Origin of the sequence: Vibrio sp. 10N.239.311.G01 (assembly GCF_041465805.1) — a bacterium.
GTDB lineage: Bacteria > Pseudomonadota > Gammaproteobacteria > Enterobacterales > Vibrionaceae > Vibrio > Vibrio crassostreae_C.
This window is the reverse complement of sequence record NZ_JBFSRM010000002.1, coordinates 143,619-170,218: the sequence shown is the minus strand read 5'-3', so window position 1 is coordinate 170,218 and position 26,600 is coordinate 143,619. Positions and strand designations below refer to the sequence as shown.

Sequence of the window (26,600 nt, the reverse complement as noted above, 5' to 3'; positions counted from 1 at the left end):
TAAATGTTATCTGCTGAGACTCTGCGTCGAACTCTATTTATCTTGACGCCTTGGCTATCAAGAATCGCCTCACTGATTGTGGTGGTGATTCTTGTTGGTTTGATGCCTGACATTGCAGGCATCGATCCAAGCCAATCTATTCTGCGGGCTAGGGCGGGGCAACAACACCTGCTTACGCCTGAAGCTTTAGCGGCGGTACGCGCTGATCTTCAGCTTGACCGTTCAGCTATTGAGCGCCTGCTCGACTGGGTAGGAAGTGCTTTTTCAGGTGATCTAGGTGAATCATGGATTGATGGTTCCTCGGTTGCATTAAGCATTCAAAAAACAGCATCTACGTCTCTGTTCTTGATGTCTAGCGCACTTGTGATGACTTTCGTACTGTGTGGTGCAGGCTTACTTGCTACCTTACGCAGTTGGAAGAAGGGCAAACTAGGGCAGAGTTACAGCAGTTTAAGCACCGTATTAATATCGTTACCAGAGTATGTGGTGGCCTCGGTATTAATATTGGTGTTTTCTATCTGGTTAGGTTGGCTACCACCGTATGGTTGGCAAGGTTGGCAAGACATATGGCTACCGAGCTTAGCGCTTGCACTGCCTGCAAGTGGCTTGTTTAGTCGCCTACTCAGAGACAGTTTACAACGCGTTCTCAATGAACCTTGGGTGATCACTTGGCTCAGTGCCAACGTTCATTCCAATCAAATTATTCGCTTTGCGCTGAAAAGAGCGCTGAGCAGTCTGATCCCGCAAATCGCGATGATCGTGATTGGCTTAACTGGTGGCGCAGTCGCGGTTGAGCTTATCTTCTCGATCCCTGGTATCGGGCGCATGATTCTTGGTGCAGCCAAGGCGCAAGACTTACCAACGCTGCAAGGCGGCTTATTGGTGTTGCTGCTATTTTCAATTGCCGTGAGCAGCATGAGCTTGTTTGTTCAGCAATTGATTCTTGGCCACAGCCTGAAAAGCGGCAAGCTCATCAGTAGCCACTCTTCGTTTCGTTTTACCCAGAACCGCGCAAAGCGTGTCACTGCTTTTGCGATCTTCTCTTTCCTAATTGCTATCGTTGTATGGGCTGCATTCCGAGACCCATACACTAGCCAATTCGCACGCTTGGCATCACCGAGTTGGCAAGCACCTTTGGGCGCAGATGGCATTGGTCGAGACCTACTGGCGAGAATTGGTTCTGGTATGATTGCGACCTTCCAAGCCGGCATATTGGCAACGTTCTTGAGCTTGGTGACGGGCATCATCATGGGTTTCAACACCCGCTTTAGCCAAGGCCTTATCGAGATCACTAAGGGTATCCCATACATCATTGCAGGCTTGCTTGTTGCAGGTTTAACGGGGATGAATCCGAACAGCGCATTAATCGCGATTGTATTGGTGTCGTGGGCGCCGTTAGCCGCGCACTGCTCAAGCTTGATCGTAGAAGCCAAGGCGCAACCTTATACGCACCTCGCGCCACTATGGGGCACCAGTAAGCTTAGAATCTTCCGTTTCTACTTACTTCCGTATGTATTGCCACCGTTGTTAAGACACGCGATGTTGAGGCTACCGGTTATCACTCTAAGTCTGACCTCGCTGAGCTTCATCGGATTAGGGGCAAAGCCACCAACACCTGAATGGGGTTTGATGATCGCAGAGAACCTTCCATACATTGAGCGCGCGCCATTAGCAGTCATGGGGCCAATTGTTGGGCTGATCTTGTTGGGTGCAGCCATTAACATGATGTTTGATGACTAACGTAAAGATCCGGTCGCTGAGGTTTCTAAATTGACGATCCGATTGGGTATTCGATTTAGCATTTATGTTGTAACCTTAGGCCTGCTTTTTAGAGACGCTTTTTGATCGGCTCGAAAGTTAAACAGGCCCTAGTTCAGTGTAAAGGATTCAACATGTATCTCGTTTTGTATTGCCACAATATTGGTATGACCGACTTTTCTTTCTTTGAGACGGAAGATTTCGATAAGGAAGATGGCTATATCGTGCGAGGCAAATGGCCGAACGAGAAAGCGTTCCGTGATTACTTAACCAAAGAGTTTGGTGACATGAACGAGTTCCAAGTGATCGACTTAATCGCCAAAGGCGCAGAAGCAGAACACTACTCGCCAGAAGAGTTGGTGCGCTTAGCTCAGTAGCCGCTAGCTCAGCAATATCTAGCTCGGTAATACGTTTTAAATCGAATAAACAAATGGCAGCCTGATTGGGCTGCCATTTTTCGTTTTAAGCTAGAGCACGTTGCTCGCAGTATGAGTGGATCTACTGCGCCACTTCGTCCACCAAGTACAAGATTGATTGATACGGAATGCCACTGTGGTGTGATAAACCGATCTCACAGGTTCGGCTGTTACTAAAGCCACGAGTGCAGTTGCTCGGCACTTGTTCCTTGAGTGGGTGTACCGCCGCCTCATTCAGCTCTGGTGTAGTGAAGCCTTTGTCACCTGCCCAACCACAACATTGAATATGCTCTGGAACAATCACCTCTTCGGTACACGCTTTAGCAAGGTTTAACATCGCGCCTTCTAAGCCCATTCGACGAGAGCTACACGTGACATGCAGCATCACGGTTTCTTGTAGCGGCTCAAGCGTCAGATGTTCAAGCAAATATTGATTCACAAACCCTGTTGGCTCTAACACCTCTAATGGCTTGGTGAACTGTTCAATACTGCGTTTAGCACATGGGCTGGTATCCATCAATATTGGGTATTCACCCTGACGACTGGCTTGCCATAGCACTTCTTCCAACTGCTGAGCCTTCGACTGTGCTAAGTCGGTCATTCCTTTGCTGTCGTAAGGCATACCACAGCATTGGTCATCTAGCTTCTTCGGTAGAATTACCTCGAATCCTGCCTTGTTGAGCAAAGACATGGTCACTTCAGTAAGAGGACGTTGGTCGCCCGCATCACTTTGTTGCCCCATGGTTCGACTGGCACACGAAGGGAGGTAAACCACTTTCTTCGCGTTGTTCGATGTTTCGGCTGTCATTGGTGAAGCCGTGAGGGAGTGATTGTTGGATTGCGGCATCTCTGGCATCCAAATCGGTGTCGCGCCTTTGGTCACTGAGCGTAGGCCATTGGTAAGCTTGCCGACCGTGTTGGCGCCCAGAACCTTACTCGCCACTTGGTTGGTTTTGAGGCCAGCCTTGGTCAGCTTAGTGGTGGTCGAGAAATGATCCGCTGTCCACTTAGCGATTGGTGTGAACTTCTCATACTTGGCAACACGAAGCTTCTTCACTAAGTCACCCGTATTAATACCTACCGGACAGCGCTCAGCACACAGGCCTGTTGCCGCGCAGGTATCAATGCCTTGGTATTCAAAGGTTTTCTCTAGTTCGCTTGCTTCTATCTCTTCACCCGCAGCTCGGCGGCGTTGTAACTCGCGGTACAGCACTATACGTTGGCGTGGCGATAGAGTTAAGGTACGAGACGGACAAACAGGCTCACAGAAGCCACACTCGATACAGCGGTCGACAAGGTCATCGGCAGCAGGCATTGGCTTCAAATTGGTGATGTGTGAATTCGGGTTGTCGTTGATGATAACGCCGGGGTTGAGCAGTCTTTCTGGATCAAACAGCGCTTTGATCTGTTGCATCAAGGCATAGCCGTCTTTGCCCCATTCCAATTCGACATAAGGTGCCATATTACGGCCAGTGCCATGTTCTGCTTTCAGGGAACCTTGGTATTTCACCGCGACCAGTTCGGCAACGTCATCCATGAAACCGCCGTAGCGATCGATTTCTGTTTGGCTGTCGAAGCCTTGAGTAAATACAAAGTGCAGGTTGCCTTCAAGGGCGTGACCGAAAATGATCGCTTCGCTGTAGTCGTATTTATCGAACAACTCTTGCAGCTCTCGAATACCGTTAGCCAGGTTTTCAACAGGGAAAGCCACGTCTTCGATGATAACGGTTGTGCCAACTTCACGAACGGCCCCAACTGCTGGGAACATGCCTTTTCGAATGCCCCACAGGGTTGCAACAGTCTTTGGATCGGACGTAAAAGGGACCGATTCAACAATCGTGTAATCAGCCAATGCATCCAAAATTGATTTACATTGTAAATCTAAGTCCTGCTGGGAGCTGGCGTGTGATTCCACCAAAATAGCCGCCGCTTCTAAATCTAGGTTTGGCATAAACGCAGGCATACCCGGTTTATCCGCGACAGAACGTAGCGCCCTGCCGTCCATCAACTCAACGGCTGCAACCGGAGTTTTGGATAATGTAGTTACGGCTTTACTTGCTTGCTCGATGTCGGCAAACACCAATAGCGCTGAAGCTTTGTTCGGGTGTTCAATCACCGTGTTGTAAGTGATCTCGGCTATGAAGCCTAGTGTGCCTTCTGAGCCAATCATCAGGTGTTTTATGATCTCAATTGGGTCGTGGTAATCGACCAATGCATTGAGCGCGTAGCCGGTGGTGTTTTTAAGACGGTATTTGTGGCGGATTCTGTCTGCAAGTTCTTGGTTTGAAGCTGTTTGTTGATGTAACTCAACAATGCCTTCAAACAGTTCTTTGTGCGATTGCTTGAATGCCTCAACACTTGCGTTATCAGCCGTATCAAGCAGGGAGCCATCACTCAATACGATTTTCATGCTTTCAACGGTGCGATACGAGTTTTGCGCAGTACCACAACACATGCCACTGGCGTTGTTCGCGGCAATACCACCGATTTTACAGGTATTGATAGAGGCTGGATCTGGGCCGATTTTACGTTGGTAAGGGGCAAGGTATTTGTTTGCATCAGCGCCAATCACACCCGGTTGAAGGATGATCTGATTGCCGTTATCGACAATTTCATGGCCACGCCAATCATCGGTCAGTGTGATGAGTACCGAGTCTGAAACGGCTTGCCCTGAAAGGCTGGTGCCCGCGGCGCGAAAGGTAAAATGAATACCGAGTTCGCGACAACTTTGAATGGTGAATATAACTTCGTCTAAGTTCTTGAGCCTTAGAACCATTTTCGGCACCAAGCGATAGAAACTCGCATCGGTGCCGTAAGCCAATCGCTTTGCCTCTTGAGTGACAATGCGTTCTGTTTCTATTTTTTGAGCCAGTATCGCTTCAAGCTGCTGATAAGCTTGTGCGTCTATTACTCGCTCATGGGATGTGGTTGTCTCCATCTTTGCTTCCTTGTGCTTCTTATTTGGCACTGTTCAGGGCGTGTTGACCTTTCGTGATTAAATTTTGTTCGAGATAAAAGCGTTTTAATCGCGGCGAGGGGGAAGTAGCCTAGTCACTCTAAGCAAATCCCCCTCAACAAAGAGTAAAACGCTTTTAGCTGAACCCTTCGGGCAGCGTTTGCTGGCCATTTCTACTACGTTATCGGCTTCTTATGTAGGCTAGCTACACATCGACGCCTCTGCCTTGTACAAATACCCAGCAACTCGCTGCAAAAATCAGCTCGAAAGATCAACACGCCCTAGCTTTTTATTTTATTTTCCAGTGCTTAAACGGTGTCACAACGGCAGTGGAATTGCTGTGACACCGATTGAACTTCAGTCGAAGTAGACCAAAGCATTAGTTTGAATCTGAATCTGACCCTAAATCAGAATCGTGGCCGCTTAATCTAGCCCTACCAAAGATTCGCGAGTTAAGTCTTTGATTGTCTTAGCGCCTGTTAATGTCATTGCAACGCGCATCTCTTTGTCATATAGGTCGAGTAGATTCTCAACACCTGCTTGTCCTTGCGCTGCTAACGCGTAAACGAAAGAGCGACCAAGCAAGGTGCAGTCTGCGCCCATCGCCATCATGCGAACTACATCTAAGCCAGTACGAATGCCAGAGTCGACCAGAATCTTGGTGTCGCCTTTTACCGCATCTGCAATCGCAGGCAGTGCTTTAGCACTTGATAGAACACCATCAAGCTGACGACCGCCGTGGTTTGAAACTACGATACCGTCTGCACCAAATCTCACGGCGTCTTTTGCATCTTCTTCATCAAGAATGCCTTTGATGACCATCGGGCCATCCCAGAAATCACGGATCCACTCTAGGTCTTTCCATGAAATCGACGGGTCGAAGTTGTCACCCAACCAACCGATGTAGTCTTCCAGTTTGGTTGGAGAACCTCGGTAAGTAGAGATATTGCCAAGGTCGTGCGGTTTACCAAGTAGGCCAACATCAACAGCCCAGCTAGGATGACGCATAGATTGGAATACTCGGCGTATTGCTGCATTTGGACCGCTCATTCCTGAGTGCATGTCACGGTAGCGAGCGCCAGGTACAGGCATGTCTACCGTAAATACCAGCGTTGTTACGCCTGCCGCTTTGGCACGTTCCAATACGTTCTTCATGAAGCCACGGTCTTTTAGCACGTAAAGTTGGAACCACATTGGGCGTTCAATCTTAGGTGCGACTTCTTCAATCGGACATACCGATACTGTCGACATCGTAAAAGGGATGCCTTTGTTGTCAGCCGCTTTAGCCGCTTGGACTTCGCCACGTCGTGCGTACATGCCTGTTAGGCCAACCGGAGCTAATGCAATCGGCATCGCCAGCTTTTCGCCAAACAACTCGGTTTCCAAATTTAGGTCCGACATGTCATTGAGGACACGCTGCTTGAGCGCGATCTCTGCAAGATCGGCCGTGTTGCGGCGTAGGGTATGTTCTCCGTAAGAACCACCGTCAATGTAGTGGAAAAGAAACGGTGGTAATTTCGCTTTTGCTGCGGCGCGGTAATCAGTCGATGCGGATATGATCATAATTTCAGTCCTAAATTCTTGGGATGTTGCCCTTCTATGAGAGCTTGGCTTGGGCTGCTTGTTGTTCTTAATAAAATGGCGTTAATACCCGGGGTGTTGATGTGTTTTAGTATCCATTCCGAAACTCATCAACTGTCTTATTAGACGGTGTTACAGTCGGGGAATTGAGTATTAACGCCAAGTGCTTTTGTAACGACTTATGGTTTACATAAGTGCGTCTGTCATTTTGAAGCCGTAGATAACCACTAGGCCGATGATTCCGGTCATCACCAAGTAGTAGAACGTTGGGATGATTGTCTTACGTAGTGTTGCGCCTTCGCGTCCTAATAAGCCTACGGTCGCCGATGCGGCTACCACGTTGTGAATCGCAATCATGTTACCTGCTGCAGCACCAACGGCTTGCAGAGCAACAACCACGGCACTAGAGATCGACAGAGTTTGTGCTACTTCGAATTGGAACTGGCTGAACATCATGTTTGAAACGGTGTTTGAACCTGCAATGAAGGCACCTAACGCACCAACCGTGGCACTTAACGCTGGGAATGCGCCGCCGACTAGGTCAGCTGCAAAGTTGGCAGTGGTTACTGGCATACTTGCTAAATCAGCGCCGTTCACACCTGAGTTAATGAAGATACGAACCATTGGGATGGTGAACACCAACACAAAGCCAGCGCCTATTAGAGTCTTGCTCGACTCACCAAAAGCTTTAGCCAGTGGTGTTGCGCTGCGTGATTGCATTAGAACAGCAACCAGTGCGACGAAGACCAAGATACCGCCAGGTAGATACAGAGGCTGAATCGCTGTGCTTACGCCTGTCTCGCCAAGGATGTTGCTGAAAGAAAGGCTAACGCTCTTAAGTAGGCCTTTGAACTCAGGGCTCACACGGCTAGCAACGAGAGTGACAGCGAGCAGCACGTAAGGTGCCCATGCCATCGCCATACTCATTTTCTTATGACCTTGCTTACTGTTTGAATGAGTGTCATCAAGATCGATCTTCAAAGAACCTAGCCATTCTGCTGGCCACTTGTCTTCGCTTTCAAAGTCCCATTTTGATTTAGGTACTAGGAAGCCGCGTTTTGCTGCTGTTACAACAATCGCAAGGCCAACCAAACCACCAATCAGTGATGGGAACTCAGCACCGAGGAAAACACCCGTTAGTGCGTAAGGAATGGTGAAAGCGGCACCTGCGAACAGTGCGAATGGCAGGATATCAAGACCTTCAGTCCAGCTTTTGTTCTTACCGAAGAAGCGAGTCAGCATCATCGCCATCAATACAGGAATCATCACACCAACGCAGGCGTGGATGATTGCAACACTTGATGTGATCTGTTGTAGGTAAGCATCCCATGTTGAACCATTGGCAATCAGGCTTTCACCAATGTTGTGCGTATCCAAACCTTTGTTCACACCAACGATGATAGGTGTACCAACCGCGCCGAACGATACCGGTGTAGATTGGATCATCATGCCCATCAATACCGCAGCCAGCGCTGGGAATCCGATAGCAACCAATAGTGGTGCAGCGATGGCAGCCGGTGTGCCGAAGCCAGATGCGCCCTCAATGAATGAACCAAAACACCAAGCAATGATGATTGCCTGAACACGACGGTCTGCTGATATGTCAGTAAATCCGTTGCGGATGGTGGTGATAGCTCCGGTGTGTTTCAAAGTGTTTAATAAGAAGATGGCGCCAAACACAATCCAGAGAACCGACACGGTAATGCCGAAGCCTTGGAATACTGAAGCCAGCACGCGAGTGCTAGACATATCCCATGCGAATAGGGCGATAGCAACGGTTAATGCAAATGCCACTGGCATCGCTTTTTTTGCAGGCCAGTTAAGGCCAACCAGCAGAATCGCTGCAACAACTATTGGCGAAAAGGCCAATAATGCTAGTAGAGTTTCACTCATGGGTACTTCCTCGTACTTGTTTTCAAACGTTCATGTTTGAAGTGAATAACACGTCATTAGTTTTGTAGGTGTAATCTGAATCTCGAGGATTCAATTGTTGTAATTAGAGTCGCTTTATTTGTAACCGATGTGATTGCAAAAGCTGTTTTTGTAATTGTTTTGTTAATTTGGCGTGAATTTACCCCTTTATTTTTTATTGATATAGGGAAATAATGAAAATAATTAATTCCAAAATTGGCATAATCAAATGCGAGCAGACGATTTGATCCTGTTTTCACAGGTAGTAGAGCTGGGCAGTTTTAGTAAGGTGGCAGAGCAAAATAACCTTACAAATTCGGTAGTTAGTAAGAGAATTGCGCGTTTGGAAGAAGAGATTGGCGTGCAGCTATTATATCGAACCACGCGTAAATTGACGCTTACCGAGGCGGGTAAGGCAATGTTACACGGAGCCAAAAATGTGAAGCAGGCGGCTCAAGAGGCTATGGACGCAGTTTCAGGCTTTGGTGAAAATATTAGTGGTCATATCAAAATGTCAGTGCCTACTATCTCCGGAGATTTGATTCTCGCAGACGCTGTTGCCGAGTTTTGTAATATGCACCCAGGTTTAACGGTCGATATGTCTCTTAACAATCGCTTTGTGGATCTGGTTGATGATGGCCTCGACTTAGTGATTAGAACCGGCTACTTGGAAGACTCCAGCTTAATTGCCCGTCATATCTTGGACTCTCAATGGGTGGTATGTGCTTCTCCGTCTTATATCGCCAAGAATGGTAAGCCGATGCAGCCCAAGGATTTGGTTGAGCACAATTGTCTGCAATACGCTTATCAAACAACGGGTGCCAGTGAGTGGCAATTTCTGCATAGTAAAGATGGCTTTACTGATAACGATAAATACATAGTGCGCGTCTCGGGCTCTTTTTCTACCGATAATGCGACGGCATTAAGAAAAGCCGCGTTGGGCGGTCATGGTGTTGCGTACGTGCCACGTTGTCTGGTGTATCACGATATTCGCAATGGTCAGCTGGTGGACATCTTCCCTGATTTAGTCGGCAAGAAGCTCGGTATTTATGCGGTGTACCCCTTTACGCGCCAGCCACCGAACAAGATTAAGTTATTGATTGAACACATCAGAACACGTTACCTGACGATTTCACATTATTTTTAATAAGGATCACGATGAGCTATTTAAAAGAGTATCAATATCCAGTCACCAACAAACAGATCGTCAGCGATGACTATTTTGATCACATAGTTGAAGACCCTTATCGCTGGTTAGAAGACGACAGAAGCGACGAAACCGCGCAGTGGGTGGCGAGCCAAAATGAAGTCACGTTCAGTTACCTTGCTCAAATTCCGTATCGCGCAGAACTGCGAGAGCGATTAGCAAAAGCGCAAGACTACAAAAAGAGCTCGCAGCCGTTTGTACGAGGAGATTACACCTACTTCTACAAGAACGATGGCTTGCAGAATCACAGTATTCTCTATCGTCAGAAAGAAGGGCAACAAGAAGAAATTTTCCTAGATCCGAATACCTTCTCGGAAGATGGCACTACATCACTGGGTTCGGTGTCGTTTTCTAAAGATTACAGCCTAGTGGCGTACAGTATTTCAGAGGGTGGTAGCGACTGGCGTAAGATCTTTGTGATTGATACCGAGACTAAACAGCAGCTTGAAGCCGAAATCACAGACGCTAAATTTACCGGCATTTCTTGGTTGGGTAATCGTGGCTTTTATTACTCTAGTTACGATAAGCCAGACGGTAGCCAGCTTTCTGCACGTACCGAACAGCACAAACTTTACTTCCATGAGTTGGGTACAGAGCAAGCTAGCGACAAAGTGGTTTTTGGCGAGAACAACGCTGAGCAGCACCGCTATGTATCAGGCTATACCACCGAAGACGACCGTTACTTGATCATTCTAGGTCGAGAGTCGACATCGGGTAACAGGCTGTTCTATATCGATTTAAATTCACCAGAACAATCGCTGAACACGCTGATTGATCATGTGGATAGCGATACGTACCTCATCGATAACCAAGATGAAGTCTTCATTTTATACACCAATCTCGATACGCCTAATGGCAAGGTGGTGAGCTTTGATACTCGCAGTCAACAGTGGCTCGATATCATTCCTGAAAAGCCACAGCCGTTAGATATCAGCACGGGCGGTGGTTACTTGTTTGCTCATTACATGGTCGATGTGGTGTCTAAGATTGAGCAGCTGGATTACCAAGGCAATCTGGTTCGTGAAATCCACTTACCTGGTCTCGGAACGGCCAGCGGCTTAGGTGGAAAAAACGAGCAAACCCAGCTTCATTACACCTTTACCAACTATGTAACGCCGCCAACGATTTTCTCTTTTGATGTTGAATCTGGAAGCTCTGAAATCTACCAACGCTCTGAGTCTCCGTTTGAGTCGGATCAATTTGAGTCTAAACAAGTCTTCTATACCTCGAAGGATGGCACCAAGGTTCCGATGCTTATCTCTTATAAGAAGGGATTAGTGTTAGATGGTAATAATCCAACCATGTTGTACGCCTATGGTGGCTTTAACGTTAGCCTAACCCCTTCCTTCTCGGGAACGGTGGGTAGTTGGCTGGAACTGGGTGGTGTGTATGCAGTGCCGAACTTACGTGGTGGTGGCGAATACGGTAAGGCGTGGCACAAAGCCGGTACACAACAACAAAAACAGAATGTATTTGATGACTTCATTGCTGCTGCAGAGTTCTTAATTGAAGAAAACTACACCAGTAGCGATAAGTTAGCGATCCGCGGCGGTTCTAACGGTGGTTTGTTGGTGGGGGCGTGTATGACACAAAGGCCTGAGTTGTTCCAAGTGGCTTTACCTGCGGTTGGGGTGTTGGACATGTTGCGTTACCACACATTCACGTCTGGTGAAGGCTGGGCGTACGACTACGGTACATCAGCGCAGAACAGAGAGATGTTCGAATATCTGCTTGGCTATTCTCCGGTTCATAATGTGGTGCGTGGCACGGATTACCCTGCGACATTGGTTACTACAGCTGATCACGATGATCGCGTGGTACCTGCTCACTCTTATAAATTCATTGCAGAGCTGCAAGATAAGCATGAAGGCGGAGCGCCCGTGATGATTCGTATCGATGTTAATGCGGGCCATGGTGCTGGAATGCCGCTGAGTAAAGCGATCGATCTCACCGCCGATATCTACGCATTTACTCTGTTCAATATGGGGGTTGCGTCTCTAGATTCACTTTAACGAATGCTTGATTCTAGATAACTGGGTATTTTACTCAGACCAAGAAGCCTCAAAATCTACCTTAGATTTTGAGGCTTTTCATATATATGAAAACCAATCAAAACTGCGTCATATTTCCTTCACTTTCACACACTGTTTTCCGTGATAGCCGCCACCAATACTGATGAAATGAAAGCGATTTCAAGCTGATATCTCACGCAATATCAACCGTAACCTGTTGATCTTAAATCAGTAGTTTTCGTCATGGATATTCTAAAAGTTTCATGGCATTTAGGCTGATTTATCAGTGTGAACAGCAACCAACTTTTCAACGCTTTCATTGCTTAATATTTCCCTGTTCGATGAAAACTCAAAAAAATAATAGGGAATTACAATGCAAAAATTTAAGCTTTTGCCAATAACAGTCGCAGTGGCGGCCTCGCTTGCTTCACTCTCTTCTTTTGCTGCTGATACTAATATCGAAGCATTAGAAAAACGAATTCAAGAGTTAGAATCTAAGGTTGTGGATATTGATTATGTTAATGATCAACAACCCGCAGTTTTAACAGCAGAAACTAAGGTGCCAGATGGCATCGTCTTCTCTGGTTATGCTCGTTACGGCGCTCACTACAAGAGCGGTGATGAGCGTTACGTAGACATCGGTACAACAGGTCGTTCTGTCGGTCGTTTGGGTAACGAAGCTAATGGTGGTGAGGTTCAGCTAGCTAAGCTTTTCCAAGCTGACAATGGTGCGATTTGGGACATCGTATTCATGGCTGACCACTGGGAAGCAGACGCTTGGGCTGACGACGGCGGCCTGAGTATGAAAAAAATGTACGCAGGTGTAACTAACGTATTTGAAAGCCAACCAGAACTTTATATGTGGGCTGGTCGCGACTTCCATCAACGTCCGCAACAAGGTTTGAACGATTACTTCTGGATGACACACGATGGTCAAGGCGCTGGCTTTAACAACCTAGATTTCGACGGCGCTAAGCTAGATATGGGCTTTGTTGGCCAAGTGAAAGGCGGCCTCGTAAATGACAATGGCCGATACGCCGTGACAGCGAAGCTACACAGTATTGACGCAGGTATTGGTAATCTGGATTTTTACGCGAACTACGGTTTTGCATCGAGCGAAGCGGATACGTCTACGACGACTGAGTACGTATACGATCCAGTGACAGATTCAATGCAGCCTGTCGTGACTCAAGGACAAAAAGTCAGTGATGAAACGGCCTACCTAGTAGGTGCAACATTAGGCTTGGGTGAGTCTAACAAGTTGGTTGTTAAGTACGGTGACGGTGCCGATTCATCGGTATATGACCTTAAAGGTGATTACCAGACTTTTTATGCAAGTGTTGAGGGTAGCTACGCTGCATCTGAACAGTTCATCATTGATTACTTAGTGTCTTACAAAGACAACTCTGGCTCAGACTTAGATCGTGAGAATACTGAATACGCGGGTATCGTTCGTCCACAGTACCAATGGGATGATGTTCACTCTACATGGTTAGAAGCTGGCTACGGCATGGTTGATTACGATGATGACGGTGAAGAGAACGCGTGGAAAGTCACTTTGTCTCAAAACGTATCTTTAGGTGGCTTACCTTGGAGTCGTCCAATGCTTCGCTTCTACACAACCGTGGGTGATGTAGAAACGAAAGGCAACACAGTGAAGACAACCAATGTTGATACATTGTCGTTCGGCGCAATGTTTGAAGCTTGGTGGTAATCACAGGTATAGAAAGCGCTGCTCTTTGAATTCGGCATATTTTCAAGGAGCCATGCTTTCAAATATCTATGCTTGTTAAGAGCACGTAATACTGTCCATTTTAGCCCTAAAGGCAGATTGATTAGGGCACGTTTCAATTAACTCCATTCTTGGGCACATTTTTGTGCCCTTTTTTTCGCCACTAGATCAAGGAATAACGATGAGACTTTCTTCCATCGTGTCTCGAGTTTATTTAGGTTTCTTCACGCTGATCGTGATCATGCTTGGTAGCGCATGGTTGAGTATTAGCAGCAACAAGAACATAACCTCACACATCGAAACCATCACTCAACAAGCCACTCCTTTAATGCTCCAATCCTCCACGCTCACCATCCGTTTTTTGGATATTAATCGCAGCACTACTCCCTATTTATCCGCCAACTACATTGATGAGCTCGAACCGCTGAAACAAACCGTTTTGAGTAATATCGAGCGATATCAGCAGCAGTTAAATTGGTTTGATGGCAAGGCTGAATCGGGCTCACCACTTGAACCCATGCTCCAAAATATTGAAGAAGCGGGCGTTGCCACCATCAATAAGATAGAACAGTCCTTAAACTTATACGTCTCTTATTTGGATAGTAAAGATCTCGGTTCGATGGATCAGGAACAATTTCAATCTGTGGTAGGACAACTCAATAACACCTTGGTTAATCAATTGGCGAGTACGAGTTCGGGCAACACGCAAAAAGCGGTAGAAGCCTTGTTGGTTCAGTTGAGTTTGATTGCAGCAGAAGCGAATGAAGCTTTCTCTCTGCAAACTTCATCGGAGGTTCGTGGTGTTGAGCGTCGCCTACAAAGCCGTAAAGAGCGATTCGAACAAGCTGTATCAGACTTGGATAATCTGGACTCATCTTTGCTACGCCGCAGTAAACAGTCTTTATCACTGCTCGCTTCACATGTATTTTCAGCGCAAGGATCTGTGTCAACGCATATGGAAACCGTGAAGCTACATGAGAGCCTTGCTCTGCAAAGAGTGGAGGTCGAACAGCTCATTGATGTGCAGTTAAGCCATTTTGATGAGCTTTCTATGTACGCGGAAGACACGGCTAAACGTTTATATCACGAGTCGATGGACTTCTCTCATCAAGCACTGTTGATGCAGGCCATCATTGCTATTGGGTCGGTTATTATTGCGCTGCTAATCGGGCTGAACATCGCTAAAGGGATTCGCAAGCCAAGTAAATTACTGCAAAGTGCACTAGACCAAGTCGCCAAAAAAGACTTGAGCGTGATGGTTCACTATCAAGCCAATAATGAATTTGGTTTGGTGAGCGATAAAGTCAATTTGGTGATCAGTCACCTGACCCAAATGATTGACAACATGCGCCACTCCTCAACACGTTTAAAGGAAGCTTCCCTAGAGAACCAAAGCACCAGTCGTTCTCTGAGTGAAGCGATGCAAGAACAAACCAATCAAACGGTGATGGTAGCGACAGCGATGGAACAAATTGAGTGCTCAGTGACGGAAATCACTCAGGCGGCCAACCAAACTCTAACGCTAGTGACCGACGCGGTATCCAGTTCCAGTGATGGGCAAAAGACCATGGATAAAAGCGTCGAATTGATGGGCAGCCTAGAAAATAAGCTGGCGGAATCAACGGCGACCATTGGTCAGCTTGAAAGTGAAAGCGCCAGTATTGGGTCCATTCTGGATGTGATATCTGGGATCTCTGAGCAAACCAATCTACTGGCGTTGAATGCGGCAATAGAAGCGGCGCGAGCTGGAGAGCAAGGGCGTGGTTTCTCTGTGGTTGCGGATGAGGTTCGAGTGTTAGCCGCCAAAACCAATGCTTCTACGCAAGAGATACACAACAAGATCGAGCAGTTGCAAACTAGCTCTAAACTGGCGGTTGAACAGATCAATCAGTGCGTGGTGGGTATGGTTCAATGCGTAGAACAAACCGGCGAAGTGAATCACTCGATATCGACGGTGTCTGATCTGCTTAATGAGGTTGAGCAAAGGAGTCATCAAATCGCGACCGCGACGACAGAGCATCAAGTCGTTGCCTCTCAAGTCACTCAAAATATCAGCCAGATACACACCTTGGCTGAAGATAACTCGCAACGTTCCCAAGTGCTTTTTTCCCACGGTCAACAGCTTGAAACCATGTCGCAACAGCAATTCTCATTAACTCAAGAGTTTAAGTTAGCGGAATCATCTAATCACAAAGATTAGAGCCAGTTAATTTCTTCCATGATTTCACGCCCAGCCTTCCGCTGGGCGTTTTCGTATCTGGTTTTTTCTGATGAAAAGGCTTTGAGCTAAAAATTACCGTGAAATGTTCTCATACAATTTCGAAAGGCCATTGAAATAACAAGGTCACTTTCCCCGTGTATATTGCCGTCAGCTGCGGATTCATCATCAAATGACGTTTTCAAAAAATGGATTTAGGCGGACTTGTTTGATCTGACGAACAAGTAACCGAGCGCCATCTTGATCATATGAACAATAATCCCGTGAAACAGTTTCATGGTGTGAAGGTAATCTGTAAGCGCTTTCATGATTTCCACAACTGGCCTTTTTACCTCCAACTTTAGTGTGATGACACTCACTTCAACCAAGACGCCTTTCTTTAATAATCGTTTTGTAAGCGGTTACAAGCTAATGAAGTATCGAGGTTCGAGTGGCAACAATTAAACACGTATCAGAACATGCAGGTGTGTCTCAGGCGACAGTGTCTAGGGTTATTAATGGCACTAGCAGAGTCAGTCATGACAAGAAATTAAAGGTTGAAAAAGCGATCAAGGAGCTGGGTTATCGCCCGAACTCTATCGCTCAAGCCTTAGCTTCAAGTCGTACTGGTAGTGTGGGCGTTGTTGTTCCAGAACTTGGCGGCTCTTTCTATTCAGGCATTTTGCATTGTATAGAAGAGAACCTACGCCGCTTTGGTTACCACGCTGTGGTTACAGCAGGTTCGAATACTGAGCAAGGACAACGTGAGTCTGTGGAGTTTCTGTTGGGGCGTCGTGTTGATGCTTTGATTCTTCACACTCAACTGCTCAGTGATGATTATTTAATTGAATTGGAAGAACAGGGGACCCCTGTGGTTTTAATTAACCGCTTCATCCCAGAAATGGCGATGAGTTGCATTGATATTGATAACGAAGTCGGGGGGCTACTCGCTACTCAACATCTTTTGCAAAAGGGACATACAGATATCGCGTGTATTACCGGGCCTTTAGATAAAGCAGATGCTAGGGGGCGTTTGCAGGGGTATCGAAAGGCCTTGGAAGAGGCGGGTGTGCCATACGATGAAGCATTAGTCTCGGAAGCGGGCTTTACTGAAGATACGGGCATCAGTGCTATGAAGAAGCTGATTAATCGTAAGTGTCATTTCACAGCAGTATTTGCTTCGAATGACCACATGGCATTTGGCGCCTTCGAGGTGTTGCATCAAGAGGGACTATCTGTTCCTAAAGATGTATCACTGGTGGGCTTCGATAACACCATCTTCGCGCGCTATCTGACCCCTAGTTTGACCACCATTAATTTCCCTATTGAAGAGATGAGCGTTGAAGCAGTACAGCTCACTTTACAGAAGCTAAAAAAAATAAAACATGACGTGAACTTTAAATTGCTGCCGACGTTGGTCACTAGAAACTCGGTATCGGATTTACCAGTTACCCTATAAAAATATTAAGGATAGAACATGAAATTTAAGACCTTAGCGCTTTCATGCGCGGTTGCTTTAGGATTAGGTACAACAGCTGTAAATGCAGCAGACAAAGAAATTCGCTTCGACGGTTTCCCTGATTTCGATAGCAGCCTAAAGGTATTACTGCCTGATTTCGAAAAGGAAACGGGTATCAAAGTTGATTACCTTATGAACAACCACGGTGACCACCACACGAAACTCACAACGAACCTTGCAACGGGTTCTGGTGCCGGTGATGTGATTGTTGTCGACGTTGAGAAAATTGGTCCATTTGTTGGATCTGGCGGCCTAGTTAACCTGTCTGAAAACTACGGTGCAGATAAATACGAAGAACGATTCGCACCTTACGCATGGGCACAAGGCAAAGGCGCTGACGGCGATATGTATGGTATCCCTGTCGACCTAGGTCCAGGTGTTATGTACTACCGTACCGACGTATTCGAAAAAGCGGGCATTGATGTAGAAGAAGCAATCAAAGATTGGGATTCATACATCGCTGCTGGTGAAAAACTGAAAGAGCAAAACGTACAACTTATCGCTTCGGCAGCCGACGTGGCACAAGCGATTATCTTCACGACCGTTCCTGAAGGTGAAGGTCTGTACTTCGATAAAGATGGCAATCCAGTGGTGACATCAGAGCGTTTTGTTCACGCTTTTGAAGTAGCAAAAGAGATTCGCGACAAAGGCTTAGACGGACGCATTTTGGCTTGGTCTAACGAATGGTACGAGGGCTTCCGCAACGGCACATTTGCAACTCAACTTTCTGGCGCTTGGCTACTTGGTCACCTAAACAACTGGATCGCTCCTGAAACCAAAGGTAAGTGGGCAGTAGAAAACCTACCTGATGGCATTTACGGCAGCTGGGGTGGTTCGTTCCTATCGATTCCAACTCAATCTGACAACCCAGATGAAGCATGGGCACTTATTGAATACATGACGACGGATCGTGATGTTCAACTTAAGCACTTCGAAACGATTGCGGCTTTCCCTGCGAACGTAACGACATATGACGATGAGCTTTTTCAAGAAGAGATGGAATTCCTAGGTGGACAGAAAGCACGTCTACTATTTGCTGAAGTGGCACAGAACATCAAGCCAGTATCTCCAGCTCAAGGCGACCACGTAGCACGCTCTATAATTTTAGAGAACGCATTGATGGAAGTGCTTGATGAAGGTAAGGACATCGAGACTGCATTGAAAGAGGCAGAGCGTCTAATCAAGCGTCGTACGCGTAATCTTTAATTTGTTATTACTTTGAGTAAGTGAGGAAGCGTGGATAACGCGCTTCCTTTTTTAAGAGGTCGTTACTATGAATCATACAGCGAGCACAACGATAGAACCTGCGGACAAAAGCCTTTTTTCTCGTCTAAATCTGAAAGCGCTTACACCGTATGGATTCCTTCTGCCGTTTCTGATCATTTTTTCTGTATTTGGGATCTTCCCGCTGTTGTTCTCTGTTTATCTGTCGTTCCACGAATGGAACCCAGTACAGGGCATGGATGCAATGGAGTTCGTTGGTTTTGAGAACTATCACATTGCCTTGACTGACCCATGGCTATGGCGTTCATTAAAGAACACATTGTGGCTAGCAATCACATCGGGTGTTGCTCAGCACTTAGTCGCTATTCCAGTGGCTTACATGTTGGTTTCAATGGGTGACCGTATGCGTCACTGGCTAACATCGGCGTACTTCCTACCGTTCATCACATCAACGGTCGCAGCATCACTGATTTTCTTCAACATGTACTCTCCTAACTCAGGAATTATCAACCAAACGTTAATGGCATTGGCCGATAGCACGCTGTTTGGTTGGGCATTTGCTTGGGTTAACGATTTTCAACCAATCCGCTGGTTAGACGATGCCACTATGGTGAAGCCGTCTATTGCGATCATGGTTTTCTGGAAATACACCGGTTTTAATATCGTCCTTTACACCACTGGTTTAATGACGATTCCTAAAGACATTTTAGAAGCTGCACGTATGGATGGTGCGAATGCCTTCCGCCGCTTCTGGAACATCTCACTACCAATGATTCGTCCATTCATCTTCTTTGCAATCACCATGACCATCATCGGTAACCTGCAAATGTTTGAAGAACCGTTCGTACTAACACGTGGTACAGGTGGTACTGGCCAATCTGGTTTAACTATCTCGATGTACCTCTACAAAGTGGGCTGGGAATGGCTAGAAATGGGCACAGCGTCCGCTATCTCGTGGTTACTGTTTGCACTCATCGCGACTTGTACATTGGTTCAATTTTTACTCTTCGGTAAGAAAGGCTTAGGGGAACATTAAGATGTCGACATCAATTAAGACAAATACCTCACCACTAAGTGGACTGATGCCAAGCGAACGCAGCATGTACATTCTGACTAAGATCTTGATGGTCATGTTAGGCATCTTACTGGTTGTTTCAGCGCTGATTACCGTCTTTCCATTTGTATGGTCGGCACTGCTATCAACTCGTGACCGTTCTGAGATTTTCGGTACGGGCATTAGCTTTGCGATTGGTGATAGCTTGGCGATTAACTACGCCAAATTGCTTGAAATCATGCCGTTTTGGAAAGCGATGTTTAACTCGATTTACGTGGCTTTCTTAGGCACCACCATCTCGCTGCTGTTTTGTAGCATGGGTGGCTACGCGTTTGCTGTGTTTAAGTTCCGCGGTAAGAACGTGTTGTTCGGCATGCTGGTTGGCTCAATGGCGATTCCGCCTGTGCTTAGCTTGATCCCTTACTTCATGATCGTGAAATTCTTAGGCTTGTTGGATAACCACATGGCGGTATGGCTACCGTTCACCACGACACCATTTGGTATCTTTTTGATGCGTCAGCACGTGATTGCATCGATTCCAAAAGAGCTACTTGAAGCAGCGAAATTGGATGGTGCTGGTGAGTTCAGAACGTACTGGAGCGTGGTACTGCCACTGATGAAACCAGCACTAGCAACACTGGCTATCGTTCAGTTCGTTTTCTTCTGGAACATGTTTATGCAGCCTCTCGTGGTGCTAAACAATCCAGATAACTATGTGATTACACAAGCACTTCGAAGTGTTCAAGGTATTCCGAATACGCCATGGGGCGCGGTAATGCTAGGTACAACAATTTCTATTTTACCGCTCGTGATTACTTACCTGTTCGCATCGAAACAGATGATCAGTGGTTTAACGTCCGGCGCAGTCAAAGGTTAGGTTTAAGGGTTATAACAATGAATAAATATCAACTTCCAAGTGATTCAAAGTTACGCAGTAAGGAATTTGTATTCGGTGTCGCGACATCTTCATACCAAATTGAAGGCGGCGTTGAAGAGGGCGGTCGTACACCGTCTATCTGGGACACTTTCTGCAAGACGCCGGGCAAGGTCGATAACGGCGACAATGGTGATGTGGCGTGTGACCACTACCACTTATGGAAACAAGATATCGAGATGATTCAAGGCTTAGGCGTTGATGCTTACCGTCTCTCTATTGCATGGCCGCGCATCCTGCCACAAGACGGTGTAGTCAACCAGCAAGGTCTAGAGTTTTACGGTCAGATCATCGATGAGTGTCATGCTCGTGGCATGAAAGTGTATGTGACTTTGTACCACTGGGATCTTCCGCAATACCTTGAAGACAAGGGCGGGTGGTTAAACCGAGAAACGTCTTACAAATTCGCAGAATACGCAGAAGTGGTGAGTAAATACTTTGGTGACAACATCGATGTGTACACCACGCTGAATGAACCGTTTGTGTCTGCATTCCTAGGCTACCGCTGGGGCGAACACGCGCCAGGTATCAAAGGTGAAAAAGAGGGCTACCTAGCGTCTCACCACCTAATGTTGGCACACGGCTTGGCAATGCCGATCCTTCGTAACAATGCGCCTCACGCTAAGCACGGTGTGGTATTTAACGCGACGCCAGCTTACCCGCTGACACCACAAGACCAAGCGGCAGCAGATTACTGCGAAGCGGAGAACTACCACTGGTTCATCGACCCAGTATTGAAAGGCGAGTACCCACAGTTAGTGGTTGAACGCCAAGCGATGAACATGCCGATGATCCTTGAAGGTGATTTAGACATCATCAGCGCACCTGTCGATTACATCGGTATCAACTACTACACACGCAATGTCGCTCGCTTTAATGAGAACGGCGACATTGAATCGGTGAAACAAACAGATGCTGAACACACCTACATTGGCTGGGAAATCAACCCGCAAGGTCTAACCGATTTATTGGTCAGACTGGATGCTCGCTACGAAAATATGCCGCCTATCTACATCACAGAGAACGGTGCTGCAGGTAACGACGAGCGTGTTAATGGACAAGTAATGGACGACCAACGAGTTCGTTATTTCCAAGGTCATATCGAAGCGGTTCACAACGCCGTTGAAGCGGGCGTGAAAGTTGATGGCTACTTCGCTTGGAGCCTGATGGATAACTTTGAGTGGGCATTCGGTTATTGCCAGCGTTTTGGCATTGTCCATGTTGACTACACCACCCAAGAAAGAACATTGAAACAGAGCGCAATTGCGTACAGAAATATGCTTCTAGAGCGCGCTGAGGAGAACAGATAATGGCTAAAGTAGAATTTAAGAACATCAAAAAATCATTCGGTGATGTTGAAGTCGTCAAAGAGTTTGATTTTACGGTTGAAGACGGTGAGTTCGTGGTTTTCCTTGGCCCATCTGGCTGTGGTAAATCGACAACGCTACGCATGCTAGCTGGCCTTGAAAGCATCAGTTCTGGTGACATTGTAGTTGGCGGCAAGCTGATGAATAAAGTCGACGCGAAAGACCGTGATTTAGCGATGGTATTCCAAAGCTACGCACTGTATCCGCACATGACGGTATACGAGAACATCGCATTTGCTCTTAAACTGAAGGGCATGCCAAAAGCAGAAATCGACGTAGAAGTGCTAAAAGCGGCGAAAATGCTAGAGCTTGATCCGCTACTGAACCGTAAGCCAAAAGAGCTTTCTGGTGGTCAGCGTCAGCGTGTAGCAATGGGCCGCGCAATGGTTCGTACGCCGAAGGTTTTCTTGTTTGATGAGCCGTTATCTAACCTAGATGCAAAACTTCGTGGCGTGATGCGTGAAGAGATCAAACACTTACACCGTGAACTTAAAACCACCACGATCTACGTAACCCACGATCAGATCGAAGCGATGACACTGGCGGATCGCATTGTGATCCTGAAAGACGGTTATGTTGCTCAAGTTGGTACACCAACCGAGGTGTTCCAGCGTCCTGCAAACAAGTTTGTCGCGCAATTCATTGGTAACCCGTCAATGAATATGTTGGAAGCAAAACTGATTGAAAAAGAAGGCGAGTACTTCGTTGAAATTGGCGATGTTCATATCCCACTGCCTGAGCGTTTTAAGTCTCTGGCATCTAAGAACCTAGCACTGCATTTTGGTGTACGTCCAACAGACATTCACCTACGTGCCGAGCAAGTTGACCACGACCGCGTGCTGCCATTCCCTGTGAAAATCAAAGACAAGGAATTACTGGGCGCAAGCATTCTTCTGAAAACAGAAATTGGCGGTCAGCCGTTGATGGTTGAAACCCAAGCGGCTGAAGTGGATGTAAAAGATCTGACGCTTTACTTGGATTTGGATGCTTTCCATTTGTTCGATGCTCTGAGTGAGAACTCGCTAGCGAGCTGATTTGCAAGAGCTAGTTATTTTGCAACAGCCAGTTGATCTGCAAGGGCGAGTGAGAGAAGCCTGACTCAAACGGCTAAGTCAGTCATTGAGCTGACACCAACCAACTTACGACAAATTGTTTTGGCTCCTCCTGATTTGGGAGGGGCTAGGGATAGTGATGATGAAATTCGGATATTTTGACGATAAAAACAAAGAATACGTAGCAACCACGCCGTGTACGCCGATCAAATGGTGTAACTATGTCGGCACATTAGATTTCGGTGGCATTGTTGATAGCAACGGTGGCGTGTTGTTGTGTAAGGGCGATCCGGCACTCAACCGCATCACCAAGTACATTGCTCAACTGCCAAACTCAGATTTCAAAGGCTCGACCCTATACCTCAAGGTACGTGATGAAGCGGGCAATGTAGAAGTATTCTCACCGTTCTACACACCCACTCTGAAGCCGCTCGATAAGTTTGAAAATCACACCGGTTTGTCTTACACCACCATCATTGCAGAAGCCGTTGGTGTGCGTTGTGAAGCGACTTTCTTTGTACCAAAAGCTGACCAAGTACTGCTACAAGACATCAAAGTGACCAACATTTCAGACAAAGCACTGCATGTTGATGTGGTACCTGTGTACGAATTCACACACTTCGATGCACTCAAGCAGCTATTAAATGCCGATTGGGTTCCACAAACCATGACGCTTAAAGCGCATCAACAAGAATCGGGTCATACAGTGCTTGAGCAGTACGCCTTCATGAAGCGTGATTATGCGGTGAACCTGATGACAGCGGATCGCACTGCGACTTCTTTTGATGGTGATCGCCAATCGTTCCTAGGTAATTTGGGCTACGGTACATGGGCAGCGCCAGAAGCACTAAACAATGATGAATTAGGCAACACCGAGTGTTTGCGTGGCGACAACATTGGCGCACTGAACCTACGTCTAGGTTGGTTATCTCCAGAGCAGACCGAACGTACGATTGTGCAAATCGCACAAGAACAGAGCCTAGAAGCAGCATTGCCTTTATTGGCTAAATATCGTGACCATCAAGTTGTCGATTCTGCTTTCGCTGAACTGGCTGAACATTGGGATGGTTACCTACAAGCGGTTCAGGTTGAAACGCCAGATCCTGCGATGAACTCGATGCTTAACGTACATAACCCACGTCAGTGTCACACAACCAAAAACTGGTCTCGTTACTTGTCTCTGTATCAGCTTGGCTATGGCGCGCGTGGCATCGGATTCCGAGACTCTTCGCAAGATACGTTGGGCGTGATTACTCACATGCCAGAAGAGGCGCGCGAGTTCATTGAGCGTCTATTGTCTGTTCAGAACACTAACGGTTCTGCGATGCACCAGTTCTTCCCATCAACCATGGAAGCGAACGCGGGTGACTCTCGTGAAGAGGAAGATCGCCCTGATTACTACGGTGATGATCACCTGTGGATCATCTACGCGGTGACGCAATATGTGAAAGAAACGGGCAATGCAGACTTCTTGAATAAAGAGATCCCGTTCTATCAAAAAGACAAAGCGGGCAACCCAGTTGAAACGGGAACGGTTTGGAGCCACCTGTGCCGCGCGATTGAGTTTACTTACACCAATACCGGTGAGCACGGTCTACCGCTATTAGGTTTTGCTGACTGGAATGACACGGTGAACCTGCCAACGGGTGCTGAATCGATGATGGTGGCGAACATGTACGGCAAAGCACTGCTCGACATGTTGGACTTGTGTGAGCTGCGTGGTGAAGCGCAACTGACGGCTAAATTTAAAGATCAGTACCAACAGATGCAGAGCACAGTCAATGAATGCGGCTGGGATGGCGAATGGTTTGTTCGCTACTTTGATGAGCAAGGCTTGCCGATCGGTTCTCATAAAAACGAGCAAGGTCAGATCTACACCAACGGTCAAAGCTGGCCTGTGATCTCTGGTTTCGCGACTCAAGAGCGTGCTACTCAGGCGCTGGATTCGGTTTACAATAAACTAAACACTACCAATGGCATCAAGCTTTCAACACCGGGTTACAACGGCTTTGATCCTCAGCTAGGTGGTGTATCGACTTACCCACCAGGTGCGAAAGAGAACGGCGGTATCTTCTTGCATTCAAACCCATGGGTGATGATCGCAGAAGCGAAAATGGGCAACGGTGAGCGTGCTTACGAGTACTACCGTCAAATCAACCCAGCTTCCAAAAATGATGACATCGATACCTTTGAATCTGAACCTTACTGCTACCCACAAAACATTCTGGGTGACGAGCACAAACAGTTCGGTTTAGGACGTAATGCGTGGCTTTCTGGTACTTCATCTTGGACTTACGTGGCGGGTACGCAGTGGATTCTGGGTGTTCGCCCTGAAGTGGATGGCTTGCTGGTGGACCCATGTATTCCTGCTGAGTGGCCTGAATTCAAAGTCCGTCGTCAGTTCCGTGGTGCGACGTATCATATTCATGTCACGAACCCGAATAACGTATGTAAGGGTGTGGTGGAGATGAAGGTGAATGGTGACCTGATTTCAGGTAACAAAGCGCCAGTGTTTACCTCTGGTGAGCACACCATCGAGGTGATTTTAGGTTAACAAAGAGAAGGGCGCTATGCGCCCTTTATTGCTTCTTTCGTTTGGTTTTCTAGTTTGGCTCTTTCGTTAGCAATGCGTTCTCTGGGGGCTGATTTCGCATACAGCAGTTGCTTTACTTTGCTTTCTTTATGTTGGCTGATAGGTGGCTTGGCATTGCCAAGTAAAGGTTTGAGATTGGTTCGGGCTAAGCGTCAATAAGCCAATCTGGTTATTGAAGGCATCAGCGGGGCAAGTCATTGGTTCTATTGCAATACTTTGCTCGCTAGTTGGCGTGTACAGCTGAACGAATGGGTAGCTTTCATCTTGTTGGTAGCGAATTGCGGCAGACGAATCTGAGCGCGTAAACGCAAGTTGATTGATTGTCTTGGAATCAAATTCAAAGCAATGATTTAAGCTTTGATTGGTGAGTGAATCGTCCAAAGACAAACGGTCAAAAGCGTGCTTTTCACCATTGGGTAGGTCGTTTTCGTGTATGACCTCAGAGCAAGGCGACATAGCGAGTCCACATTGTGCTAGCTCAGTGCCGAGTGAAAAGTAAGGGTGCCAAGCATCACCGAATGGGAAGGCTGAATCACCCAGATTAGAGACGGTCGTTGAGGAAGAGAGTCTACCCGTGATGTCGATAGTTAAGGTTACTTCAAGGTTGAACGCAAACGGGAAAGCAGGATGCAAAGACGACGTTTGATACTGCAACGTCACACTGGCAGATTCTTCAGTGGCTACGCTGTTTGTGATTGAAAAAGGTTGGTTGTAGAGCAGGCCGTGTACGGCGTGATCAGACCAAGGAAAATTAGCTGGGAGTTGATGGTTTTGGTTATCGAAACTGTAACGACCTAAGTTTAAACGGTTTGGAAAAGGGAATAATTTAGCACTGCGGGAAAAGAACGGATGTTGGTTGATCAGTTCATCATAATTCTGATAACCACAAATAAAAGAGAATGGACTGTTATTTACGATATACTTATTAATAACAGAACCAAATCCATTGATTATTTGAAGTTCTATACCATGTTGGTGGTTTATTAATGTGACAGAGTCAATATTTCCAAATTTTTCATTTATAATTTTAAACATGTTGATGTCTCCATTTTTAAAAGATATTAACAAGAAGAAAAAAATATTCAAT

Annotated in this window: 17 protein-coding genes; 13 read left to right on the top strand and 4 right to left on the bottom strand. The window is 46.7% G+C overall.

Going from position 1 to position 26,600, the window contains the following annotated elements; genetic code table 11:
* Positions 1-3 precede the first annotated feature (3 nt).
* Together AB6D06_RS02135 and AB6D06_RS02130 are read left to right on the top strand one after the other, a co-directional pair.
* Positions 4-1,740 (top strand): ABC transporter permease subunit, encoded by a 1,737-nt coding sequence (locus AB6D06_RS02135; RefSeq protein ID WP_050653167.1) that lies wholly within the window; start codon positions 4-6, stop codon positions 1,738-1,740.
* A 152-nt stretch (positions 1,741-1,892) separates the two neighbouring features.
* Complete coding sequence (locus tag AB6D06_RS02130; protein WP_017061558.1) at positions 1,893-2,135, top strand: hypothetical protein; 243 nt, start codon at positions 1,893-1,895, stop codon at positions 2,133-2,135.
* A 121-nt stretch (positions 2,136-2,256) separates the two neighbouring features.
* Here AB6D06_RS02130 and AB6D06_RS02125 read toward each other — a convergent pair whose 3' ends face one another.
* From AB6D06_RS02125 to AB6D06_RS02115, 3 genes are all read right to left on the bottom strand, one after another.
* Positions 2,257-5,112, bottom strand: a complete 2,856-nt coding sequence (locus tag AB6D06_RS02125; protein ID WP_372109890.1) for an FAD-binding and (Fe-S)-binding domain-containing protein — start codon at positions 5,110-5,112, stop codon at positions 2,257-2,259.
* A gap of 441 nt (positions 5,113-5,553) precedes the next feature.
* Positions 5,554-6,693 (bottom strand): FMN-dependent L-lactate dehydrogenase LldD, encoded by a 1,140-nt coding sequence (lldD, locus tag AB6D06_RS02120; protein WP_010432610.1) that lies wholly within the window; start codon positions 6,691-6,693, stop codon positions 5,554-5,556.
* Positions 6,694-6,897: 204 nt separating this feature from the next.
* Positions 6,898-8,604, bottom strand: a complete 1,707-nt coding sequence (locus AB6D06_RS02115; protein ID WP_017085042.1) for an L-lactate permease — start codon at positions 8,602-8,604, stop codon at positions 6,898-6,900.
* A gap of 247 nt (positions 8,605-8,851) precedes the next feature.
* Between AB6D06_RS02115 and AB6D06_RS02110 the strand changes: the two genes are divergently transcribed.
* The 11 genes from AB6D06_RS02110 (at position 8,852) to AB6D06_RS02060 (ending at position 25,474) form a co-directional block, all read left to right on the top strand.
* The gene (locus tag AB6D06_RS02110) at positions 8,852-9,769 is read left to right on the top strand and encodes a LysR family transcriptional regulator (RefSeq protein WP_372109889.1); all 918 of its coding nucleotides are present in this window, start codon (positions 8,852-8,854) and stop codon (positions 9,767-9,769) included.
* 11 nt (positions 9,770-9,780) lie between these two features.
* Complete coding sequence (locus tag AB6D06_RS02105) at positions 9,781-11,841, top strand: prolyl oligopeptidase family protein (protein ID WP_372109888.1); 2,061 nt, start codon at positions 9,781-9,783, stop codon at positions 11,839-11,841.
* Positions 11,842-12,214: 373 nt separating this feature from the next.
* Positions 12,215-13,555, top strand: a complete 1,341-nt coding sequence (locus AB6D06_RS02100) for a carbohydrate porin (RefSeq protein ID WP_372109887.1) — start codon at positions 12,215-12,217, stop codon at positions 13,553-13,555.
* Between the two features lie 199 nt (positions 13,556-13,754).
* Positions 13,755-15,773 carry a methyl-accepting chemotaxis protein gene (locus AB6D06_RS02095; protein ID WP_372109886.1) on the top strand — a complete coding sequence of 673 codons (2,019 nt, stop codon included), beginning with the start codon at positions 13,755-13,757 and terminating at the stop codon, positions 15,771-15,773.
* Positions 15,774-16,221: 448 nt separating this feature from the next.
* Complete coding sequence (locus AB6D06_RS02090) at positions 16,222-17,229, top strand: LacI family DNA-binding transcriptional regulator (protein WP_372109885.1); 1,008 nt, start codon at positions 16,222-16,224, stop codon at positions 17,227-17,229.
* Positions 17,230-17,247: 18 nt separating this feature from the next.
* Positions 17,248-18,495, top strand: coding sequence for an ABC transporter substrate-binding protein (locus tag AB6D06_RS02085; protein ID WP_372109884.1), 1,248 nt, complete (start codon positions 17,248-17,250; stop codon positions 18,493-18,495).
* Between the two features lie 67 nt (positions 18,496-18,562).
* On the top strand, positions 18,563-19,549 hold the full coding sequence (locus tag AB6D06_RS02080) for a carbohydrate ABC transporter permease (RefSeq protein WP_017061567.1): 987 nt from the start codon (positions 18,563-18,565) through the stop codon (positions 19,547-19,549).
* Between the two features lie 46 nt (positions 19,550-19,595).
* Positions 19,596-20,444: a carbohydrate ABC transporter permease gene (locus tag AB6D06_RS02075; protein ID WP_017077012.1), complete on the top strand. Its 849-nt coding sequence runs from the start codon at positions 19,596-19,598 to the stop codon at positions 20,442-20,444.
* A 17-nt stretch (positions 20,445-20,461) separates the two neighbouring features.
* Positions 20,462-21,811, top strand: a complete 1,350-nt coding sequence (locus AB6D06_RS02070; RefSeq protein ID WP_029225479.1) for a GH1 family beta-glucosidase — start codon at positions 20,462-20,464, stop codon at positions 21,809-21,811.
* Positions 21,811-22,902 carry an ABC transporter ATP-binding protein gene (locus AB6D06_RS02065; RefSeq protein WP_009846155.1) on the top strand — a complete coding sequence of 364 codons (1,092 nt, stop codon included), beginning with the start codon at positions 21,811-21,813 and terminating at the stop codon, positions 22,900-22,902. The genes AB6D06_RS02070 and AB6D06_RS02065 overlap by 1 nt, the downstream gene beginning before the upstream one ends.
* A gap of 157 nt (positions 22,903-23,059) precedes the next feature.
* Entirely contained in the window at positions 23,060-25,474 is a 2,415-nt protein-coding gene (locus AB6D06_RS02060) for a GH36-type glycosyl hydrolase domain-containing protein (protein WP_108112080.1), read from the top strand.
* 126 nt (positions 25,475-25,600) lie between these two features.
* Here the strand turns inward: AB6D06_RS02060 and AB6D06_RS02055 are convergent, their stop codons facing one another.
* Positions 25,601-26,548 carry an aldose 1-epimerase gene (locus tag AB6D06_RS02055; protein ID WP_372109883.1) on the bottom strand — a complete coding sequence of 316 codons (948 nt, stop codon included), beginning with the start codon at positions 26,546-26,548 and terminating at the stop codon, positions 25,601-25,603.
* Positions 26,549-26,600: the final 52 nt, after the last annotated feature.

Coding starts and splice junctions, on each gene's coding strand:
- AB6D06_RS02110 (WP_372109889.1), top strand. CDS start 8,852: ATGCGAGCAGACGATTTGATCCTGTTTTCACAGGTAGTAGAGCTGGGC.
- AB6D06_RS02130 (WP_017061558.1), top strand. CDS start 1,893: ATGTATCTCGTTTTGTATTGCCACAATATTGGTATGACCGACTTTTCT.
- AB6D06_RS02125 (WP_372109890.1), bottom strand. CDS start 5,112: ATGGAGACAACCACATCCCATGAGCGAGTAATAGACGCACAAGCTTAT.
- AB6D06_RS02085 (WP_372109884.1), top strand. CDS start 17,248: ATGAAATTTAAGACCTTAGCGCTTTCATGCGCGGTTGCTTTAGGATTA.
- AB6D06_RS02065 (WP_009846155.1), top strand. CDS start 21,811: ATGGCTAAAGTAGAATTTAAGAACATCAAAAAATCATTCGGTGATGTT.
- AB6D06_RS02075 (WP_017077012.1), top strand. CDS start 19,596: ATGCCAAGCGAACGCAGCATGTACATTCTGACTAAGATCTTGATGGTC.
- AB6D06_RS02080 (WP_017061567.1), top strand. CDS start 18,563: ATGAATCATACAGCGAGCACAACGATAGAACCTGCGGACAAAAGCCTT.
- AB6D06_RS02105 (WP_372109888.1), top strand. CDS start 9,781: ATGAGCTATTTAAAAGAGTATCAATATCCAGTCACCAACAAACAGATC.
- lldD (WP_010432610.1), bottom strand. CDS start 6,693: ATGATCATATCCGCATCGACTGATTACCGCGCCGCAGCAAAAGCGAAA.
- AB6D06_RS02135 (WP_050653167.1), top strand. CDS start 4: ATGTTATCTGCTGAGACTCTGCGTCGAACTCTATTTATCTTGACGCCT.
- AB6D06_RS02095 (WP_372109886.1), top strand. CDS start 13,755: ATGAGACTTTCTTCCATCGTGTCTCGAGTTTATTTAGGTTTCTTCACG.
- AB6D06_RS02100 (WP_372109887.1), top strand. CDS start 12,215: ATGCAAAAATTTAAGCTTTTGCCAATAACAGTCGCAGTGGCGGCCTCG.
- AB6D06_RS02060 (WP_108112080.1), top strand. CDS start 23,060: ATGATGAAATTCGGATATTTTGACGATAAAAACAAAGAATACGTAGCA.
- AB6D06_RS02115 (WP_017085042.1), bottom strand. CDS start 8,604: ATGAGTGAAACTCTACTAGCATTATTGGCCTTTTCGCCAATAGTTGTT.
- AB6D06_RS02070 (WP_029225479.1), top strand. CDS start 20,462: ATGAATAAATATCAACTTCCAAGTGATTCAAAGTTACGCAGTAAGGAA.
- AB6D06_RS02055 (WP_372109883.1), bottom strand. CDS start 26,548: ATGTTTAAAATTATAAATGAAAAATTTGGAAATATTGACTCTGTCACA.